19 protein-coding genes are annotated in these 19,848 nt (G+C 66.3%); 10 read left to right on the forward strand and 9 right to left on the reverse strand.

The genetic code is table 11. The annotated features are described in order from the left end of the window. Positions 1 to 75: 75 nt before the first annotated feature. The 3 genes from ACT6UX_RS01040 to ACT6UX_RS01050 all read right to left on the reverse strand — a co-directional run bounded on the left by ACT6UX_RS01040 (position 76) and on the right by ACT6UX_RS01050 (position 4,332). Entirely contained in the window at positions 76 to 2,406 is a 2,331-nt protein-coding gene (locus ACT6UX_RS01040) for a xanthine dehydrogenase family protein molybdopterin-binding subunit (protein WP_444773278.1), read from the reverse strand. Positions 2,407 to 2,495: 89 nt separating this feature from the next. Then, on the reverse strand, positions 2,496 to 3,134 hold the full coding sequence (locus ACT6UX_RS01045; RefSeq protein WP_422009822.1) for an NIPSNAP family protein: 639 nt from the start codon (positions 3,132 to 3,134) through the stop codon (positions 2,496 to 2,498). 13 nt (positions 3,135 to 3,147) lie between these two features. Next, entirely contained in the window at positions 3,148 to 4,332 is a 1,185-nt protein-coding gene (locus ACT6UX_RS01050) for a mandelate racemase/muconate lactonizing enzyme family protein (RefSeq protein ID WP_444773279.1), read from the reverse strand. Positions 4,333 to 4,638: 306 nt separating this feature from the next. On the opposite strand from ACT6UX_RS01050, the gene ACT6UX_RS01055 reads away from it, so the two are divergent. Both ACT6UX_RS01055 and ACT6UX_RS01060 read left to right on the forward strand, forming a co-directional pair. Next, complete coding sequence (locus ACT6UX_RS01055) at positions 4,639 to 4,890, forward strand: hypothetical protein (RefSeq protein ID WP_444773280.1); 252 nt, start codon at positions 4,639 to 4,641, stop codon at positions 4,888 to 4,890. A gap of 166 nt (positions 4,891 to 5,056) precedes the next feature. After that, positions 5,057 to 6,082 (forward strand): hypothetical protein, encoded by a 1,026-nt coding sequence (locus ACT6UX_RS01060; RefSeq protein WP_444773281.1) that lies wholly within the window; start codon positions 5,057 to 5,059, stop codon positions 6,080 to 6,082. A 24-nt stretch (positions 6,083 to 6,106) separates the two neighbouring features. Here the strand turns inward: ACT6UX_RS01060 and ACT6UX_RS01065 are convergent, their stop codons facing one another. Together ACT6UX_RS01065 and ACT6UX_RS01070 are read right to left on the reverse strand one after the other, a co-directional pair. Further along, the gene (locus ACT6UX_RS01065) at positions 6,107 to 6,970 is read right to left on the reverse strand and encodes a transglutaminase family protein (RefSeq protein ID WP_444773282.1); all 864 of its coding nucleotides are present in this window, start codon (positions 6,968 to 6,970) and stop codon (positions 6,107 to 6,109) included. 244 nt (positions 6,971 to 7,214) lie between these two features. Then, positions 7,215 to 7,400 (reverse strand): hypothetical protein, encoded by a 186-nt coding sequence (locus ACT6UX_RS01070; RefSeq protein ID WP_444773283.1) that lies wholly within the window; start codon positions 7,398 to 7,400, stop codon positions 7,215 to 7,217. Positions 7,401 to 7,599: 199 nt separating this feature from the next. On the opposite strand from ACT6UX_RS01070, the gene groL reads away from it, so the two are divergent. The 8 genes from groL (at position 7,600) to ACT6UX_RS01110 (ending at position 16,380) form a co-directional block, all read left to right on the forward strand. Further along, complete coding sequence (gene groL / locus ACT6UX_RS01075; protein ID WP_444773284.1) at positions 7,600 to 9,270, forward strand: chaperonin GroEL; 1,671 nt, start codon at positions 7,600 to 7,602, stop codon at positions 9,268 to 9,270. A gap of 46 nt (positions 9,271 to 9,316) precedes the next feature. Beyond that, entirely contained in the window at positions 9,317 to 9,859 is a 543-nt protein-coding gene (locus tag ACT6UX_RS01080; protein WP_444773285.1) for a hypothetical protein, read from the forward strand. A 210-nt stretch (positions 9,860 to 10,069) separates the two neighbouring features. Continuing rightward, positions 10,070 to 10,747: a hypothetical protein gene (locus ACT6UX_RS01085; protein WP_444773286.1), complete on the forward strand. Its 678-nt coding sequence runs from the start codon at positions 10,070 to 10,072 to the stop codon at positions 10,745 to 10,747. Between the two features lie 47 nt (positions 10,748 to 10,794). Then, positions 10,795 to 11,646 carry a sulfite oxidase heme-binding subunit YedZ gene (locus ACT6UX_RS01090; RefSeq protein ID WP_444773287.1) on the forward strand — a complete coding sequence of 284 codons (852 nt, stop codon included), beginning with the start codon at positions 10,795 to 10,797 and terminating at the stop codon, positions 11,644 to 11,646. A 12-nt stretch (positions 11,647 to 11,658) separates the two neighbouring features. Next, on the forward strand, positions 11,659 to 12,345 hold the full coding sequence (modB, locus tag ACT6UX_RS01095) for a molybdate ABC transporter permease subunit (RefSeq protein ID WP_444773288.1): 687 nt from the start codon (positions 11,659 to 11,661) through the stop codon (positions 12,343 to 12,345). After that, on the forward strand, positions 12,342 to 13,403 hold the full coding sequence (gene modC / locus ACT6UX_RS01100; RefSeq protein ID WP_444773289.1) for a molybdenum ABC transporter ATP-binding protein: 1,062 nt from the start codon (positions 12,342 to 12,344) through the stop codon (positions 13,401 to 13,403). Before modB ends, modC begins: the two co-directional genes overlap by 4 nt. Positions 13,404 to 13,458: 55 nt before the next feature. Beyond that, on the forward strand, positions 13,459 to 15,081 hold the full coding sequence (locus ACT6UX_RS01105) for an FMN-binding glutamate synthase family protein (protein ID WP_444773290.1): 1,623 nt from the start codon (positions 13,459 to 13,461) through the stop codon (positions 15,079 to 15,081). Between the two features lie 69 nt (positions 15,082 to 15,150). After that, the gene (locus ACT6UX_RS01110) at positions 15,151 to 16,380 is read left to right on the forward strand and encodes an aminotransferase-like domain-containing protein (protein ID WP_444773291.1); all 1,230 of its coding nucleotides are present in this window, start codon (positions 15,151 to 15,153) and stop codon (positions 16,378 to 16,380) included. A gap of 70 nt (positions 16,381 to 16,450) precedes the next feature. Here ACT6UX_RS01110 and ACT6UX_RS01115 read toward each other — a convergent pair whose 3' ends face one another. The 4 genes from ACT6UX_RS01115 to ACT6UX_RS01130 form a co-directional block, all read right to left on the reverse strand. After that, positions 16,451 to 16,870, reverse strand: coding sequence for a VOC family protein (locus tag ACT6UX_RS01115; protein WP_444773292.1), 420 nt, complete (start codon positions 16,868 to 16,870; stop codon positions 16,451 to 16,453). Positions 16,871 to 16,884: 14 nt separating this feature from the next. Beyond that, positions 16,885 to 17,511, reverse strand: a complete 627-nt coding sequence (locus ACT6UX_RS01120) for a YceI family protein (protein WP_444773293.1) — start codon at positions 17,509 to 17,511, stop codon at positions 16,885 to 16,887. 25 nt (positions 17,512 to 17,536) lie between these two features. Next, complete coding sequence (locus ACT6UX_RS01125; protein WP_444773294.1) at positions 17,537 to 18,073, reverse strand: SRPBCC family protein; 537 nt, start codon at positions 18,071 to 18,073, stop codon at positions 17,537 to 17,539. Between the two features lie 160 nt (positions 18,074 to 18,233). After that, positions 18,234 to 19,838 carry a flavin-containing monooxygenase gene (locus ACT6UX_RS01130; protein ID WP_444773295.1) on the reverse strand — a complete coding sequence of 535 codons (1,605 nt, stop codon included), beginning with the start codon at positions 19,836 to 19,838 and terminating at the stop codon, positions 18,234 to 18,236. Positions 19,839 to 19,848 lie beyond the last annotated feature (10 nt).

The raw sequence follows: 19,848 nt of genomic DNA on the forward strand, positions 1-19,848 counted from the left end.
AGTGGCGCTCCTCCTTGCTTATCGACGAAGCTTGAGCGCCACTGGAGTGGCGCGCTCCGTTGAGCGGCTTCGTCTCTAAACCGCGTTCAGCGCCCGCCAGACCTTCTCCGGCGTGGCCGGCATGTCGATGTGCTTGCCACCCAGCGCATCGACGATCGCGTTCATGATCGACGGTAGCGCGCCCGCACAGCCCGCTTCGCCGCAGCCTTTCACGCCCAGCGTGTTGGTCTTGGCCGGCACGGGATGGCTCTGGATGGTGAAGCTCGGCGCATCCTGGGCCCGCGGCAGGGCATAGTCGGTGAAGGAGCCGGTCAGCAGCTGGCCCTGCTCGTCATAGACGGTGCGCTCCATGATCGCCTGGCCGAGCCCCTGCACGACTCCGCCATGCGCCTGGCCCTCGACCAGCAGCGGATTGATGACCGTGCCGAAGTCGTTGACCATGAAATAGCGCACCAGCTCGATCGTGCCGGTGTCCGGATCGATCTCGACCTCGCAGACATGGCAGCCGTTGGGGAACGACGAGGGTGGCGTGTCGGAAACATGCGCCACGTCGAGCGTCTGCGGCACGTCTTCCGGCAGGGCGAGCCCGTCGCGCAGCTTCTGCGCCAGCTCGAGGATGCCGATGCTGCGATCCGTGCCGGCGATCTTGAAGCGCCCCTTGTCGAATTCCATGTCGGCCACCGACGCTTCGAGCACATGCGCGGCGATCTGCTTGCCCTGGTCGATCACCTTGCGGCTGGCTTCGAGAAAGGCTTCCGCCCCCACCAGCGCCGAGCGCGAACCGCCGGTGCCGCCACCCGCCTTGAGCTGGTCGCTGTCGCCCTGCAGCAGCTTGAAGCGCTCGAAGGGAATGCCCAGCAGGCCGGTCAGGACCTGCGCAAAGGCCGAGGCATGGCCCTGACCGTAATCGAGCGTGCCACTCAGCATGGTGACGTCGCCATCGGGCTCGAAGCGGATACCGCCATGCTCCTTGCCGGCCGGCGCCGTCACTTCGAGATAGCTGCCGACGCCACGGCCGCGCAGCTTGCCGCGCTTCGCACTCTCCGCCTTGCGGGCCGCGAAGCCCTCCCAGTCCGAGATCTGCAACGTCTCGTCGAGGATGGCGCGGAACTCACCCGAATCGTAGAGATTGTTGGCCGGCGACTTGTACGGCATCTGCTCCGGCGCGATGTGATTGCGTCGCCGCAGCTCGATGCCGTCGATGCCCATCTCGCGCGCCGCCGTATCGATCAGGCGCTCCATGAAATAGTTGCCCTCGGGGCGGCCGGCGCCGCGATAGGCGGCGATCGGCGTGCAGTTGGTGAAGACGATCTTGGAATTCACCTCCATCGCCGGCGTCCGGTAGACGTCGATCAGGTTCTTCACCGCATTCGTCGTGGCCGGCATCGGCGGATAGATGTAGGCGCCGGCATTGCCGTAGCCGGTGAGCCGCACCGCGAGGAATTTGCCGTCCTTGTCGAGCGCCAGCTCGGCGACGCGTTCGTGGTCTCGACCATGATGATCCGACAGGAAGCTCTCGGATCGCTCGTCGGTCCACTTCACCGGCCGGCCGAGCGTCTTTGCCGCGAGCAGCAGCGGCGCATATTCCGGATAGGGCGGCGCCTTCATGCCGAACGAACCGCCGACATTGCCGGTCAGGACATGGAGCTTGTCGGGCGTGACCTTGAGCACGTCCTTGGCGAGGCCGCCGCGCAGGCCGAACACGCCCTGGCAGCCGACGTTCAGCACCCAGCGGTCCTTGGCCGTGTCGTAGGAGCCGATGGCCGAGCGCGGCTCCATGGCATTGACCACGATGCGCTGGGAATCGATCTTGAGTGTCGTCACGTGCGCGGCCTCGGCGAAGCCCTTGGCGACGGCCTCGGCATTGCCGAAATGGAAATCGAGCACGAGGTTGCCCGGCGCTTCGGCATGGATCTGCGGCGCGCCTTCGGCCAGTGCGGCTTCGGGGCTGGTCACGGCCGGCAGCTCCTCGATGTCGAGCATCACCGCTTCCGCCGCATCCTTCGCCTGGACCGCCGTTTCCGCCACGACGACGGCCACGACTTCGCCCACGAAGCGCACCTTGTCCTTGGCCAGCGACCAGCGCGGCGGCGTCTTCATCGGCGTGCCGTCCCGCTGCGGGATGTTGAGCGGGCACATCAGCGGCCCGAAACCGGCCTCGTCGAGATCGGCGGCGGTCAGGATCAGGAGCACGCCGGGCATGCCCTTGGCCTCGGACGTGTCGATGCCCTTCAGCATTCCGTGCGCGTTGCGGCTGCGCACCATCACCGCATGGGCCTGGCCCGGAAGATTGATGTCGTCGGTGTAGCGGCCCTGGCCGCGCAGGAGGATCGGATCCTCCTTGCGCGTCACCGGCTGGCCGACGCCGAACTTCACGAAGGCAAGACTGTCGTCGAACGTATCCATGCGCCGGTCCTCGCAATTTCCAAGCCACCACCCCCGGGAATCGCTCCCCGGGGGTGTTCGTTTCGGCCGTCTCGTTTGTGTCGCTTGTTCTATTTCAGCGGCGAATAGTTGGTCGGCAGCAACAGGGTGGAGTGCATCTCCTGCAGCTTGGCCGGGCCCTTGGCGAGATAGGCCTGCCACGCCGGATCCTTCATGGCCGCGGCGCGGGCCTCGAAGCGCTCCTGCAGGTTCTTGTAGCGCCAGAGATGGATCCACTCGTTGGGCTGCGGGAACTCGCCGGTCCAGGCGCCCCAGATCGGCGAGTACTTCTCGCGCGCCGCCTGGACTTCCTTGAAGTCCTTGCCGTACTGCACCGCGCCGCCCAGGCCGCAGCGATAGATGCGCAGCTCGTAGATGTTGCCGGTCGTGCCGTCGTCCGGCCTGATGTCGACCACGGGGTTCATCAGGCGCAGGTCCTGGCGGACGACGCAGGTCCGCACGATCGGCAGGTACTTCTCGGTCCAGTCCTTGTTCTTCTGCAGCTCGGTGCGCAGGCGCGTACGCTCTTCGAAGCTGTCGTACTTCCACAGATGCCAGATCTGGTTCAGGGCGCCGAACTCCGACGTCCAGTAGCCGTGGTTGACGCCGTAATTGTTGCCGCGCGCCGGACGGCCGATCGTCTCGGCGGCCTTGAGATATTCCGGCATCTTGCCGGGCGCCAGCGTGTAGGTGCGAAACTCGTAGACCATGTCTTCAGTCCTCTCAGGGATGCGGGTTCTTCGGCGGATGCGCCTTGACCGCCTCCTCGTTGATGTCGGCACCCCAGCCGGGCCGGGTGGGCACGATCAGTTCGCCATTCTGGATCACCGGCGGGTGAGTCACCACATCGTCCTTCCACGGCACGTCGTCGATATCGATTTCCATGATGCGGAAGTTCGGCATGGCGGCGCACAGATGCGCGCTCATCAGGGTCGACATGTGGCCGTAGAAATTATGCGGTGCGCAGTTGATCTCGTAGGCCTCGGCCATCGACGCGATCTTCAGCGACTCCGCGAGCCCGTTCCACGGCACGTCGATGATCGACACGTCGATCGAACGGTTCTCGAAGTAGGGCCGGAACTGGCGGCGGCCGAACAGCGATTCGCAGGAGGCGATGGGCATCGAGGCGCGGTCGCGGATCAGGCGCAGCCCCTCGGGATCGTAGGAATCGATCTCCATCCAGAAGAGATTGTAGGGCTCGCAGGCGCGCGCGACCTTGATGTAACCCTCGGTCTTGAAGTTGAAGTTGGTGTCGAGAAGGATGCCCATCTCATGGCCGGCGCCTTGCCGGAAGGCCGCGAGACCATCGGAGATCGCGCCGAGCACGGCGCCGTCGGCATTGAGTTCGGGCCCGCCGGGGCTCCTGCCGAAACCCGGCTGGTACATGTTCGGCGGATCGAGATCGAAGCGGAAGATGTTGGTCTTCAGGGCTCGGAAGCCACGCTCCTTCACATACCGGCCGAGCTTCACCAGATCGTCGAGCGAGCGCACCGGCTCGACACCCATGACCTCGGCATTGCGGAACCGGTAGCTGCCGCAATGCGACCAGTAGAGCGGCAGGCGATCGCGCACCGGCCCGCCGAACAGCTCGCAGACGGGGATGCCCAGCGCCTTGGCCTTGACGTCGATCAGCGCGTTCTCGATCGCGGCCATCGCCTGCTGGTTGATGCCGCCCGGCGCCTGGCGGGTGATCGCATAGAGCGTCGACATGATGCGCTCGACGGGGCGCGGATCCTGGCCGATCAGCCCCTGCGCCATGCGCCGGATGACGGCCGTGAGGCCGGCGCTGCCATAGCCTTCATTGTATTCGGACCAGCCGACCAGCCCGTCATCGGTCATGATCTTGAGAAAGGAGAAGTCGCGCCAACCGGCGTCGCAATGCAGATCCTCGATCCTGGCGATTTTCATGTTCTTGTTCCTCCCGAAGAACCCGAAGCATAGACCAGACGGCAGCTGCGGCGGGACTAAACAATGCCTTTAGAAACAAGGGTCCGCTGCGCGCCAAACGTGACCAAGCTGAGAATCGCATGATCCTGTCCGGCTCCCACAGGCGGGCCGCGACATCGACGACGACAAGTGATGTGGATATCGCGATGAAGAGTGTCGACGGCGGTCTCGCCGATCTGACATAGGATGAAGCAGCAGCGCGCCACGAAGCCGAACGCATCGGGCGCCGCAAATTCGCAGCAGTCGCGAGACGCCCAGGAGTCGCCAATGTCTACGCCTTCCGTTCCGGACAACCGTGCACGCGCCTTCTGCGCCGCTCTCGCGGAAGAAACGTCCGGCATGTCGGCCGGCTCCTGGCGGATGCTCGATACCGTCGCGTCACGCATGCGTCTCGGCTTCTTCGAAGTCGAGGCGATCGCGAAGGATTGCGCGCGACGCGGTTGGACACAGCTCGCAGCGGATACGGTCCGGCTCAAGGAAGAAGGCCGGGCTGTCGTCCTCCAGGGCCGGCGCGCCTAGACAGGCGGCTACCGATCGGCAGGGCAACGCCATACGCCGCGTGCGTCCGCCCGATGAGCCCGGAGCATAGCAGGCGCGGGCTGCGCCTCCCATTTGTCACGGCAATTCACCGCCCGGCGGCGATTTGCCGATTGTGAATTGAGTGCCGGGAGGGCACGGGCTTGGCATGCGCTCCAACAAGCCGGTGAACATGGACATCGATCAGCTTCGGGGATGGGCGTCGATCATGGACAAGGCCATGATCGTGAGCCTCGTCGCCACCATCCTGGCCGTGTCGGCGCTGGGCATTACGACCTTCCTGTCGTTCCGCTATGGCGGCGCCGTGCGCGCTCACGAACAGTCGGCGCTCGATCACTACAAGGGGCTGGAAAGCCAGGCCGCCCAGCACGAGCGCGAAGCATCGGCGGCGCGCGAGAAGCTCGCCACCCTCGAAGGGGAGATCGCCACCGCGCAGGGCCGCGCGGCAACGCTCGAACAGGAGGTCTCGCTGGCCCGGGAGCAGGCCGCGACCCTCGCGCAGCAGGCCGACAGGGCACGCGAACGGGCCGCCGCGTTCGAGCAGGCCGCGCGCGAGGCGACCGAGCGCGCGACGCGGACACCGCGCGAGAGTGCGCCCGCCCCCGAAGCCGCGCGCAACCCGCTGTTCGATGCCGCCGAGATCCGCCGGCGTCTCGCCGACCTCGGCAAGCTGGTGAGGGACGCCACGATGCGGGCCCCCGAAGCGACAGAAGAGCCGCGCACTGAAAAGCCGACGGAAGTCACGGCCCCAGCCCCGGCAGAGCCGGCCCCGCCACCGCCGCCATCGCCCTTCGTCGCGAGCCTGCAACGCTACAGTGGGACCAAGGCCGCCCTGTTCCTGCTGGGCCAGATCTCAGACGCCCCGGCCATCGGTGCGACGATTTCCGCCGATCTCGGCCTCGCCGGTTGGTTGCCCGAAACCTGGACGTGGGGCGGCGTGGCCGGCATTTTCGGCGTCGTCGTGCTGGTCCGGGATGGCAGCGATCCGGCGACGCACGAGGCCGCCGCCGCTCTCGTGGACGCGCTGGGCGCTGCCGGCTTCAACGCAAGCAAGGGAGACTGGCCGGCAAACTGGGGCCGGTTCCGCGGCACCCTGAACGGGCCGCAGACACCCAGCCCGACCGACGCCGCCATCCGCATCGTCGTCGGAGAGAAGGCGCGCAAGGGCTCCTGATCCCGGGCGCGCCCGACGCCGCTGTCAGACAGGTGCGACGCTGAGATCGACCCAGAGACCGCGATAGGCGTCGCTGGCGCCGATGAAGGAGCCCGACACCGGGGTCACCTGCCAGATCTCCCGCGCCACCGCGACCGGGATCAGGTTGGCCCCGCCGACGCTGCGGTTGGTCGGATCGAAGGTGATCCAGCCGGCGCCCGGCACATAGACCTCGGCCCAGGCATGCGTGGAGTCGGCTTCGTAATTCCCCGTCGCCCGATCCGGCCTGAACAGGTAACCGGAGCAGAGCCGCGCACCGAAGCGCAGACAGCGTGCCGCCTCGACGAACAGCACCGCGAGGTCGCGGCAGGAGCCCAGCCCACGCGCCAGGGTCTCCAGCGGCGCCTGCGTCCCTTCGCTCTCGCGGCTCTGATAGCGGATCTGCTGGGCAACCCCGGAGCTGAGGTCCTTCAGCAGAGACAGCGTGTCCGTGGGGTCGCTGCGCACGAACTCCTTGGCCCAGGCCAGCAACCTGCGCTCGGCATCAGCATATTGCGGCACCACCAGCGCCCCCAGGTCACGCCAGTCGGCATCGGTATAGGCGAAGGGATAGCGCGTCGCGACGGCGGCGATGTCGAACACCGGCCATGGATCGACGCCCAGCGTGAGCACCGCCTCGCTGTCGACCACCAGCCGGTCGGTGAGCCCCTCGAAGCCCGCCGTCGCCACCGCATTGCCGAACACGTCATGCGCCCAGGTCACGGTGGCCGCCGGCGTCACCGTGACCTCGTGCGAGACCAGCCGCAGCTCCCTGCTCTCGCGCGGCCGCAGCATCATCCGGTGCGGCCCCAGCTGGACGGGTGCGTGGTAGAGGTAGGTGGTGCGGTGGTGAATCCTGAGGCTAAGCAAGTGGACCTTCGTCAAGCGACCGGGAGATGAGCTTGAGGCACGAGCCGCGGCCTACCGTATTGGGATGCGCCAGGGTCAGCGCGGGGATGTGGTCGAAAGCCGGCTCGGTCGCGGTGTCCAGTATGCCGCTGCGACAGGTGTCGACCCTACGCCCAAACGGCCGCTGAGTCCGGGCAAATCGCTGTCCTCTGCCGGCGAAGCGTCCCCCGGAAGCAGCAAACGAAAGAGGCATGGTGGGCTGGCCTCATGGAATCCCGCCGGGTCCACTTTTCGCCCGATAGTCTTCGAGGGCGCACAGTGCGGATGCCCAGAGCCCCCGCGCCGCTTCCACAACCTGCACGTCATGAAAGCTTTCGAGGCGCAAGTACCGCCCTTGAGCGTCCTGCTCGGCCTTTTCGAGGCGCTCCAGCTCCGGATCAATTTCGGTCATTCCCACTCAAAGCACGGCGGAAATCGACGTTGCACAGGATTTGAAACATCGCCGCAGCCACCCCGGCATCGCAAGTCGAAGAATATCCTCGCCATTGCCCTCCTTCGGCACCATCTTGTGAGCAGGTGCCGCACCGCGGCTTCGATCAGGTCTGCCTTCAGACCGACCCATTCAGAACACCTCCCGGGGGCGAAACGCCATGTCTGCTAAGGAAGTCCGCTTCGGCGGCGACGCGCGCGCGCGCATGATGCGCGGGGTCGACATGCTGGCCGATTCCGTGAAGGTCACGCTCGGGCCGAAGGGCCGCAACGTCGTGTTGGCCAAATCCTACGGCGCGCCGCGCATCACCAAGGACGGCGTCACCGTCGCCAAGGAGATCGATCTCTCCGATCGCTTCGAGAACATGGGCGCCCAGCTCGTCCGCGAGGTCGCGACCCGCACCTCCGACAATGCCGGCGATGGCACCACCACCGCCACCGTGCTCGCCCAGGCGATCACGCGGGAAGGCCTGAGATCAGTCGCCGCCGGCATGAACCCGATGGACCTCAAGCGCGGCATCGACCTCGCCGCCGACCGGGTGATCGAAGAACTGAAGCGTCGCGCCCGCAAGGTCTCGACCAGCGAGGAGATCGCCCAGGTCGGCACCGTGTCGGCGAACGGCGACAAGGCGATCGGCAAGATGATCGCCGAGGCCATGAAGAAGGTCGGCAATGACGGCGTCATCACCATCGAGGAGGCCACGACGCTCGATTCCGAGCTCGAGATCGTCGAGGGCATGCAGTTCGACCGTGGTTACCTCTCGCCCTACTTCGTGACCAATGCCGCCAAGATGAGCTGCGAACTCGAAAATCCCTACATCCTGATCCACGACAAGAAGCTCAGCGGACTTTCGACCGTGCTGCCGCTGCTCGAGCTGGTGGCGCAATCGGGCCGGCCGCTGTTGATCCTCGCCGAGGATATCGACGCCGAGGTGCTGGCCACGCTGGTGGTGAACAAGCTGCGCGGCGGCCTCAAGGTCGCGGCCGTCAAGGCGCCGGGCTTCGGCGATCGCCGCAAGGACATGCTGGGCGACATCGCGATCCTCACGGCGGCGCAGGAGATCTCCGAGGATCTCGGCACCAAGCTCGAGGGCGTGACTCTCGAGATGCTGGGCACCGCCAAGCGCGTTCATATCGACAAGGACAACACCACCATCGTCGACGGCGCCGGCAAGAAGAAGGACATCGCGTCCCGCGTGGCGCAGATCCGCGCCCAGATCGACAAGGTCGAGTCCGACTACGACCGCGAGAAGCTGCAGGAGCGGCTGGCCAAGCTCGCGGGAGGCGTCGCCATCATCAAGGTGGGCGGCGGCTCGGAGTTCGCGGTCAAGGAGAAGAAGGATCGCGTCGAGGACGCCATGCACGCCACCAAGGCGGCGGTCGAGGAGGGCGTGGTCGCCGGCGGCGGTGCCGCTTTGCTCTATGCCACCCGCGCGCTGAAGGACTGCCGCGGCGCCAATCCCGACCAGCAGGCCGGCATCGACATCGTGCGCCGCGCGCTGCAGGCGCCGGTGCGCCAGATCGCCCGGAATGCCGGGCATGACGGTGCGGTGATCGCCGGCCACATGCTCGAGCAGAAGGACGCGAACTTCGGCTTCGATGCCCAGAAAGGCGAGTATGGCGACATGATCAAGGCCGGCATCATCGACCCGGTGAAGATCGTCCGCACCGCGTTGCAGGGGGCCGCCTCCGTGGCCGGCCTGCTCGTCACCACCGAGGCGATGATCGCCGAACTGCCCGGCGAGGCTGGCGGCCCCGGCGGCATGGGCGGCGGCGGCATGGGTGGAATGGGCGGCGGCATGGGGGGCATGGGTGGAGGCATGGGCTTCTAGCCCGTGCCTCACGGTCGCGAACAGGCAAACTCAAGCCGGAGGCCCGATGACCCTGCGTCCGGAATATTCCCTCGGCCACTCGGCCTATAACGGCTTTCTCTTCGGGTCGCTGGGCCAGGACGCGGCGGGCACGGAGGTCACCGTGCTCTCTGCCCTGTCGCGGCTGGGCATCGATCCGTGGCAGGAGGCGGCGCGTCTCGCGGGCCTGCCGCGCGACGCGGCGGCCGAGGCTTTGGCCGCCACCATCCTTCGACTGCCTGACGGGACGCTCGCGGCGAGTGAGGCCACAAAGATCGCGGCCCGCCTGGTTGCGTTGCTGCCCAAGGGCGCCGTCGCCGAAATCCCGCAGACAGAAGAGGCCCGCGGCGCCTTGCTGGAAGCGGCCATCCTGTCCGAGCGGGAGGGCCAGAAGGCAAGGAAGGGCGCGCCGGCGACCGCAGCGCGAGGCGCCACCTTGAAGCCCAAAGCGGGTCTCGCGACCTGGCTGATGTGGGGAGCGGTGGCCCTGGCGTTCTACTTCCTGCTGGTGCAGCTCACACCCAGCCGCAACCTCGAATCCGAGCAACATGAGACCTCGCAGAGCTCCTGACGGCAAACCGTGAGACGTTCACGAGGAATGGTTCGACACCTTCGACGAACGCCCACCTCAAGTGAGGGCGGGAGCACATGCCTCTCAGCCTTCGCGAGCCGGTGCCCAGGGAGCGACGGTCGGCGGGATAGACGTCCGGAAAGATGTAACTGCGGCGCCGCAAAATGCTAGGCTGCCCAGCCATCCGGAGCATCCACGACAGGAGTTATGATGTCCCTCCTCGGCAAGGGAATGCTGCTCACGTTCACTGACGTATCGGCGCGCGACGAGCGCGATTACAACGAGTGGTACAATCGCGAGCATATCGACGATCGCGTGAACCTGCCGGGGTTCCATCGTGGCCGACGCTACGCCGCTGTGCGCGGGACACCGAGATACCTTGCGGTCTACGAATGCGACAGCGTCGCCGTCCTCGGCACGCCGAACTATCTCCAGACGCTGGACCACCAGACGCCGTGGAGCCAGAGGGTGATGGCGCGCTTCACGCACTTCACCCGACTGACGCTTCGCATCCAGGTCGACCAGACGCACGGGGTGGGCGCGGCGGTGGCGACGGTGCGCTTCGTGCCGGACCCGCACCGTCGCAAGGCACTCGTCGAGTTCCTGTCCACGGAGATCCTGCCGAAGCTGATCGCGCGTCCGGGCGTCCTGGGCGCGGCGGTCGGCGAGAACGACCTCGAGGTGATGCATGCTCCCCTGCAGGACAAGAGCATGGATCATCCCCGCGCCGACGAATCCGAATGGGTCGCCCTGATCGAGGGCGCCGACGCTGCCGCCGTGGGGGCCGCCGCTCGCTCCCTGTTCACGACGTCGCGGCTGCGGCCCTTCGGAGTCGAGGCGGCGCCCGCGATCGCCACCTGGCGCTTCCTGTTCGGCAACCAGCGATGACATATCTTTGACCCGCTGTTGATCGAGCAATCGCATAGGGTCCCCGCGTGTCCAATCAACGCATCATCTTCTGGCTGAGGTTCGCGACGCTGATCGCCCTCTGCCTGCCCGCCGTGGATCTGGTCTGGCGCTGGTATACCGGCGATCTCGAACCGCGCGCCGTGACGCTCGCAACGCACATCACCGGCGACTGGGCCGTTGTGTTCCTGCTGGTCTCCCTGGCGCTGACGCCGGCGCGCGCGGTCTTCGACTGGTCGCCGCTGATCCATATCCGGCGACGGGTCGGCGTGGCGGCCGCGCTCTATGCCGTGGCCCACCTCCTGATCTACGTGCTCGACCAGAAATGGAACCTGATCGTCGTCGCCACGGAGATCGTGAAGCGCTTCTATCTCACCATCGGCTTCGTGGCGCTCCTCGCCTTGGTGGCGCTGGCGATCACCTCGACCAATGGCTGGCAGAAGCGGCTGAAGCGCGGCTGGAAGCGCCTGCACTGGCTGGTCTATCCGGCCGTCGCGCTGGCCCTGCTGCACTTCTTCATCCAGTCCAAGGTCAAGATCGGCGAGGCCGCCTTCGCCGCCGGACTGTTCGCCTGGCTGATGCTGTGGCGCGTGCTGCCCGCGTCGCTGCGCAAGGGCTTCGCCGGCCTGCTCCTGCTCGCCATCGGAGCGACGGCGATCACGGCGGTTTTCGAGGCGTCGTGGTACGGGCTGGTGAACGGGATCGACCCGATGAGGGTGCTGGCCGCCAACCTCGATCCCGAGCTGGTGCCGCGGCCGGCGCAGAAGGTGCTGGCGGTCTCCCTGCTGGTGATCGTGCTGGTCGCGCTGCGCCGCGGACTCGCTGCGGCGACCGGGCTCTGGACGCAGCGCTATATCCGAAGGACTATATCGCCTTCCTGATCGGAAGAGGACATGACTCCGGACGAATGGACGGCCGTACGGCTGAGCCTCCTGATCGCCACCACGGCGACGCTGTGCAGCCTGCCGGTCGGCATCGCCGTTGCCTGGCTGCTGGCGCGCAAGCGCTTCTGGGGCAAGAGCCTTCTCGACACGCTGGTCCACCTGCCGCTCATCCTGCCGCCGGTCGTCACCGGCTACCTGCTGCTGCTGTCGTTCGGCCGGCGCGGCCCGATCGGCGGTTTCCTGGCGGAGGAATTCGGCATCGTCTTCTCCTTCCGCTGGACCGGCGCGGCGCTGGCCTGCGCCGTCATGGGCTTTCCGCTGCTGGTGCGCGCCATTCGCCTGTCCATCGAGGCCGTCGACCAGCGCCTCGAAGCGGCTGCGGGCACCCTGGGCGCCAACCCGCTCTGGGTCTTCGCCACCGTCACCCTGCCGCTTTGCCTGCCCGGCATCATTGCCGGCGCGATCCTGGCCTTCGCCAAGTCGATGGGCGAGTTCGGCGCCACCATCACCTTCGTTTCCAACATTCCCGGCGAAACGCAGACGCTGCCGGCCCTGATCTACACCCTGACCCAGGTGCCGGGCGGCGACGCCGCCGCGATGCGGCTCACCCTGGTGTCGATCGCCATCTCGATGCTGGCGCTGCTCGGGTCCGAACTTCTGGCCAAGCGCATCGGCGCACGGCGGCAGACGGCATGAGCCTCGAGGTCGACGTCGATCACAGGCGCGGCCAGTTCAGGCTCCAGGCCCGCTTCACGGCCGCGCCGGGACTGACGGCCCTGTTCGGCCGCTCGGGCTCCGGCAAGACCAGCCTGGTCAGCATCGTCGGCGGACTGATCCGCCCGGACCATGGCAGGATCGCCATCGACGGTCAGGCCCTCATCGACACCGAGCACGGCCTTTTCGTGCCCGCGCACAAGAGGCGCATCGGCTATGTCTTTCAGGACAGCCGCCTGTTCCCGCATCTCAGCGTGCGGCGCAACCTGCTCTACGGGCGCTGGTTCGCGCGCGGCAGCGGCGGCGCGGCAGCCGATCTCGGCTCGGTGGTCGAGCTGCTGGGCATCGGCCATCTGCTGGAGCGTCATCCGGAATCGCTGTCGGGCGGCGAGAAGCAGAGGGTCGCCATCGGCCGGGCCCTGCTCGCGCGGCCGCGGCTGGTCCTCATGGACGAGCCCCTCGCCTCGCTCGACGAAGCGCGGCGCGCCGAGATCCTGCCCTACATCGAACGGCTGCGCGACGAAGCCGGCGTGCCGATCCTCTATGTCAGCCACTCGGTCGCCGAGGTGGCGCGGCTCGCCACCACGGTGGTGATCATGAGCGACGGCACGGTGACGGCCGTCGGGCCTGTCCAGGACATCCTGCCGATGGCCGACGCCACCGATGGCGGCGCCGTGCTGGACGCCAGGATCGTCCGCCACGACGAGACGTTCCACCTCTCGGTTCTGGAAAGTGCCGCGGGCGAACTGCAGGTGCCGCGCCTCAATGCGCCGGTCGGCGCGCCGGTCCGTGCCTATATCCGCTCCCGCGACGTGATGCTGAGCCTGCAGCCGCCCGTCGACATCAGCGCGCTGAACGTGCTGGCCGGGAAGATCGCGTCGATCAGCCCGACGACCCGTGCGCAGGCCGATATCCGCCTGGACTGCAACGGCGCCGTCCTGATGGCCCGACTCACCGCCAAATCGGTCGATCGGCTGGCGCTGGCCCCCGGGCGGCCGGTTTACGCGGTCGTCAAGAGCGTGTCATTCGAACGCAGTTAAGTGCGATAGAGTGATGGTGGGCACCCGGCCCGCCCATGAAGCCTGAGGGAACCGAATGAAATCGATGCCGCTGCCGCTCACGCCGCGATTCATCACCTGGACGCTGGCGACGACCTTCGCCGTTCTGCTGGGCATCGCCTGGGCCGTCGATCCCCGCTCGTGGTGGATCGGCGTCGGGTTCGCCCTTGCCCTCTTCCTGGCCCTTGTCGGCCTCTATGACTATTTCCAGACCAGGCACGCGGTGCTGCGCAACTATCCGATCGCGGCGCACATGCGCTTCATCTTCGAGGCGATCCGGCCCGAGATGCGCCAGTATTTCTTCGAGGGCGAGAAGGACGGCCTGCCGTTTCCGCGCGACCGGCGCGCGATCGTCTATCAGCGGGCCAAGCTGGTGCTGGACGTGCGGCCGTTCGGCACCAACTACGACGTCTATGCCGAGGGCTACGAGTGGATGACGCACTCGATCTCGCCGACGCCGGTCAGCCGGGAGCCGTTCCGCATCTCCATCGGCGGGCCCGACTGCACGCAGCCCTATTCCGCCTCGATCTTCAACATCTCGGCGATGAGCTTCGGCGCGCTCAGCGCCAACGCCATCCGCGCCCTGAACGGCGGCGCCAAGCTCGGCGGCTTCGCCCACGATACCGGTGAGGGCGGCTACAGCCCCTATCACCGCGAGGGCGGCGGCGACATCATCTGGGAGATCGGCTCCGGCTATTTCGGTGCCCGTAACGCCGACGGTACCTTCTCGGCCGAGCGGTTCGCGGCCGGAGCGGCCAACCCGCAGGTCAGGATGGTCGAGCTGAAGCTCAGCCAGGGCGCCAAGCCCGGCCATGGCGGCGTGCTCCCTGCGCCCAAGGTCAGCGAGGAGATCGCCCTGACGCGCGGCGTGCCGGTCGGCGAGGACTGCATCTCTCCCTCCCACCACACGGCGTTCTCGACACCCATCGAGATGATGAAATTCATCGCCGAGATGCGCCGCCTTTCGGGCGGCAAGCCCGCCGGCTTCAAGCTCTGCGTCGGCCACGAATGGGAGTTCCTGGCGATCTGCAAGGCGATGCTGGAGACCGGCATCTATCCCGACTTCATCGTCGTCGACGGCAAGGAGGGCGGCACCGGCGCCGCGCCCATGGAGTTCCTCGACCATGTCGGCAAGCCGATGCGTCAGGGGCTGCACCTCGTGCAGAATGCCCTGGTGGGAATCGGCGCCCGCCACCGGATCAAGATCGGTGTCGCCGGAAAGATCATCACCGCCTTCGACATCATCCGGGCGATGGCGCTGGGCGCCGACTGGTGCAACTCGGCGCGCGGCTTCATGTTCGCAGTAGGCTGCATCCAGTCCCAGTCCTGCCACACCGACCGCTGCCCCACCGGGGTCGCGACCCAGGACCCGACGCGCCAGCGCGCCCTGGTCGTGCCGGACAAGATGGAGAGGGTGGCGAACTTCCATCGCGCCACCCTGCAGGAGCTGGCCGAGCTCACCGCCGCCGCGGGCCTCGACCATCCCACGGACTTCAAGCCCATCCATATCACCCGCCGCGTCTCGCCGAGCGTCGTGGCGACCTATGCCGATCTCTATCCGGCGCTGGCCGAGAACGAGCTCGTGTCGGGCACGAGCGACAAGAGGTGGCGGCGGGCCTGGGACATGGCCCATGCCGGTTCGTTCCGCGCGACGGCCTGAGCGAGCGCAAACCTGTTGCGAATCCTCTTTGGTTGGCCCAGCAATTGGCCAACCAAAGAGGAAACGACCATGACCGCTCCGTTCGATTTCGCGCCCCTGCTGGCGCCCGGCACACCCGCTCCCGCCGCCAAGTGGAACGGATTCCCGAAGTACAACTTCATCGGCGGCCATAACGACGCAGGCAATGTGCCCGTCCAGGCCCTGATCGATGCCGCGACTTCGGTGCTGAGGCGCGAGGGCGCGACGCTCGCGACCTACGGCCTCAACAGCGGGCCACTGGGCTACAAGCCGCTGCGGGAGTTCCTCTCGGCCAAACTCAAGGACCATGCCGGCATCGAGTGCGCCTCGGACGAGATCCTGATTACTTCGGGATCGATGCAGGGCCTCGACCTGATCAACAGCCTGCTGGTGAGGAAGGGCGACACCGTCATCATCGAGCAGGAGACCTATGGTGGCGCGCTGACCAAGCTGAACAAGCTGGGCGCCAACGTGATCGGCATCCCGCTCGACGACGAGGGCCTGCGGCTCGACGTGCTGAAGCAGAAGCTCGAAGAGCTGAAGCAGAAGGGCATCAAGCCCAAGTACATCTACACGATCCCGACGGTGCAGAATCCGACCGGCGCCATCATGGGCGAGGCGCGGCGTGCCGAACTGCTGAAGATCGCCGCCGAGTACGGCGTCATGATCTTCGAGGATGAGTGCTATTCCGACCTGATCTGGAGCGGCAAGCGCCCGAAATCGCTCTACGCCATGGCCAAGGGCGAGGGCGTCATCTTCGTCGGCTCCTTCTCCAAGTCGATCGCGCCGGCGCTACGGGTCGGCTACATCGTGGCCAAGTGGGACATTCTCGGCCGCATTCTCGGCCTCAAGCAGGATGCGGGCTCCGGCGCGCTCGAACAGATGGTGCTAGCGGAGTTCTGCACGCAGCATTTCGCCAATCACGTGCCGAAGCTCAACAAGACCCTGGCAGCCAAGCTGCAGGTCCTGCGCGAGGCGCTGGCCGAGCAGTTCGGCACCGATGCCGAGTTCGGCGATCCCGAGGGCGGCATCTATCTATGGATCAAGCTGCCCGACAACGTGGACACGACGAAGCTCGCCCAGGCCGCCCTGGCCGCCGGCGTCTCGCTCAATCCCGGCCAGGAATGGTCGACGAACAAGGACTATGCCCGCTCGCGCCTGCGGCTCTGCTTCGCCAATCCCGAGCCCGAGACGATCCGCAAGGGCGTCGAGGTTCTGGCCGAGGTCTGCCGCCGCGAATTCGGCGTGCCGCTGCGCTCGGCCAACATCGAGAAGAAGTAGATATTGCTTCAAGCAGAAAGGCCCGGCGGATCACTCCGCCGGGCCTTTTCGTTTTTCAAGATCGCGACGCTCACATCGGCTGCGGCACCATCACCATCCACGAAACGCCGAACTTGTCGGCGACGCAGCCGAAGCGCGGCGAGAAGAACGTCTTGCCGATCGGCATCTGGATCTGGCCGTCCCTGGCCAGCGCCTCGAAGGCCCTGTCGGCCTCCGCTTCGGTCGCGACATCCAAGGCAAGAGAGAAGCCCTGGAAGTTCGTCCTGCCGTCGCCGCCCATACCGTCGGAACACATGATCATCGCATCGCCGATCCGCAGACTGGCGTGCATGACGGCCTCGGGATTCACCTTCATGTGCTCCATGGCGCCCGCGTCGGGATTCTCCTTGAAGCGCATCATCATCTCGACTTTGGCGCCGAGCCTCTCCTTGTAGAAGGCGAGCGCTTCCTCGCAACGGCCGTTGAAAAACAGATAAGGCTGAACCGCCATTTCATCCTCCCCGGTTACTGGCTTTTCTCGAATTCGGTATCGATCTGGATCTGGATGGGATCGGTAAACGGCGCCGGCAGCCCGTAATCCTGCGGATTGATCGTCGCGACGGCATGGACGCCGATCCGCGGCTTGCCCTCGAACCCCTTGCCCGCGCCGCCGAGTTCGACGTCGAAGGTGACCGGCCTGGTCTTGCCCATCAAGGTGAACTGCCCCTCGACCTTGCCGCGCGTCTTGTCGACCGGCTTGAACGACGTCGAGACGAAGGTGGCTTCGGGAAAGGCCTTCGACTTCAGGAAATTGTCGCCCGCCAGCTCCTCGGCGAAGCCCTTCACGTTGGTCGTGATGGAGGCCGTCTCGACCGAGGCGGAGAGCTTCGACGTCTCGATCGCCGCCGGATTCCAGGTGAGCGATCCCTTGGCGCGATCGAAGCGGAACACGCTCTGCGAATAGCCGATATGGGAGACGCGGACGATCACTGCCGTATGCTGCTCGTCGAGCGTATAGGTGCCGGCCGTCGCCAGCGCGATATCGCGCTCCGCGGCGAAGACTCCCGGCGGCAGGGTTGCAGGCGCCTGGGCCAGCGCCATCACCGGACTCATCGCCAGAACGACGGCGAGCGTGCGCAATGTGCGGTTCATGTGATCCTCCTCGACAAGCGTGATTTCACTTCTCGACGACGGTCTTCAGCTTCGCCAATCCGGCCGCGAAATCCCGGCCGATCATGTCGTCCATGTCCATGAAGGTACCGATCAGCTTGGTCATGAAAGTGCTGGGACCGTACATCGCCCAAGTGACAATCGTCTGGCCGCCCTTCGGTTGCACCGTCAGCTCGGCCGTGTTGTGACCTTCGAAGGGTTTCAGGAAATCGAGCTTGATCACCACCTTGCTGGGCGGCGTCGATTCGACGATCTCCATGCGGCCCTTGCCGACATTGTCGTTGCCGTCCCATTCGTAGACGGCGCCCTTGCCGCTCTCGGCGCCGCCGTAGGTGCGCTTCATCGCCGGATCACGGCCCTCGTAGGGCGACCATTCGGCCCAGCGCTTCAGCCCGTCGATATAAGGGAAGATCTTCTCAGGCGGCGCGTTCATCGCCGTCGAGCGCTCGACGCGAAACGAATCGGGCCGGGTCGAGGCGTAGATCAGGATCGCGGCGACGGCGACCAGCAGGACCGCGCCGACGATCTTCAAAAGCTTCCGCATTCGCTTCGCACCGCTTAAGTTAACCTATCGGTTAACACTAAGATCGCACGCGTGCATCGTCAACGATCCATGACGATACTTCCATATCCAGAGCGCCCTCTCCGCCCGCGTCAACGCGGGGGGAGAGGGCATTTTGGTCTAACGCGGGACTGAAGAGCGGTCAGGCCAGCGCGAAGCCCTCGTAGCCGTTGGCGACCACCTTCTCGCAGGCCTGGATGTAGGCCGGCAGGCCACCGATATAGGGCATGAACACGCGCGGCTTGCCCGGGATGTTGGCGCCGACATACCAGGAGCTGCAGGTCGAGCGCAGGGTGATGTTGGATACGTCGCCGACATGGCCGACCCATTCCTCCTGCGCCTCCGGCACCGGCTCGATCACCGTCTTGCCCTTGGCGCGCAGCGCCTCGAGACAGTCGGCGATGAAATCGACATGCTGTTCGATCGAGGGCAGCATGTTGGTCAACACCGAGGGGCTGCCCGGGCCAGTGATCATGAACAGGTTAGGGAAGTCCACCACGGTCAGGCCGAGATAGGTCTTCGGTCCCTCGTTCCAGCGCTCCTTCAGGGTGACGCCCCCCCGACCCCGGAAGTCGACCTTGAGCAGCGCGCCGGTCATGGCGTCGAAGCCGGTCGCCAGGACCAGGCAGTCGAAGGTGAAATCCTGTCCCTTGGCGCGCAGACCGGTCGGCGTGATGCGTTCGATCGGCTCGTCGCTGATGTCGACGAGCGTCACGTTCGGACGGTTGAAGGTCGCCCAGTAGCCGGTGTCGACGCACAGCCGCTTGCAGCCGATGATGTTCTTCGGCACCAGCGCCGCCGCGGTCATCGGGTCCTTCACCACCTCGCCGATCTTGGCGCGTACGAAATCGGCCGCGGCCTTGTTCGAATCGTCGTTCAGTAGAAGATCGGAGAAGGAGGCCATGAAGCCCAGGCCGCCATAGTCCCACCGTGCCTGGAACTGGCGATTGCGCTCTTCCTCCGGCGTCTCGGCGGCAGAGGCGGGATTGATCGTGAAGTCGATGCCGGCCGGCTTGGTCTTGGCGCGCCTGCGCATCTCGGGATAGTTCGCCTTCACCTCGCGCACATAGTCGGGGTCGAGCGGCTTGTTGTGCGCCGGCACCGTGTAGTTGGCGGTGCGCTGAAACACGGTGAGATGCTTCGCCTGCTCGGCCATCACCGGAATCGACTGGATCGCCGAGGAGCCGGTGCCGATCACGCCCACCGTCTTGCCGGTGAAGTCGACACCCTCGTGGGGCCAGTTGCCGGTGTGATAGGTCGGGCCCTTGAAATCCTCGAGACCGGGGATCTTCGGCGTGTTGGGCGAGGACAGGCAGCCCATCGCGGTGATCACGAAGCGGGCCGTGATCTTGTCGCCAGGGCGGCCGTCGACCTTCTCGGTCTCGACCCGCCACAGGTTGGCCGTCTCGTCGAACGTCGCCTTGCTCACCCGCGTTTCGAAGCGGATGTCGCGGCGCAGGTCATAGCGGTCGGCAACGTGGTTGGCGTAGCGCAGCAGCTCGGGCTGGGTGGCGTAGCGCTCGCTCCACTCCCACTCCTGCTCCAGCTCGGGCGAGAACTGATAGGAATACTGGACACTCTCGACGTCGCAGCGCGCACCGGGATAGCGGTTCCAGTACCAGGTCCCGCCCACGCCCTTGCCGGCCTCGAACACGCGCGCCGTAAAGCCCTTCTGGCGGAGCTTGTGCAGCATGTACATGCCGCCAAACCCTGCGCCGATGATCACCGCATCGAAATCGACCGACATGTATCCTCCG

Origin of the sequence: Reyranella sp., assembly GCF_052439685.1 — a bacterium.
Lineage (GTDB): Bacteria > Pseudomonadota > Alphaproteobacteria > Reyranellales > Reyranellaceae > Reyranella.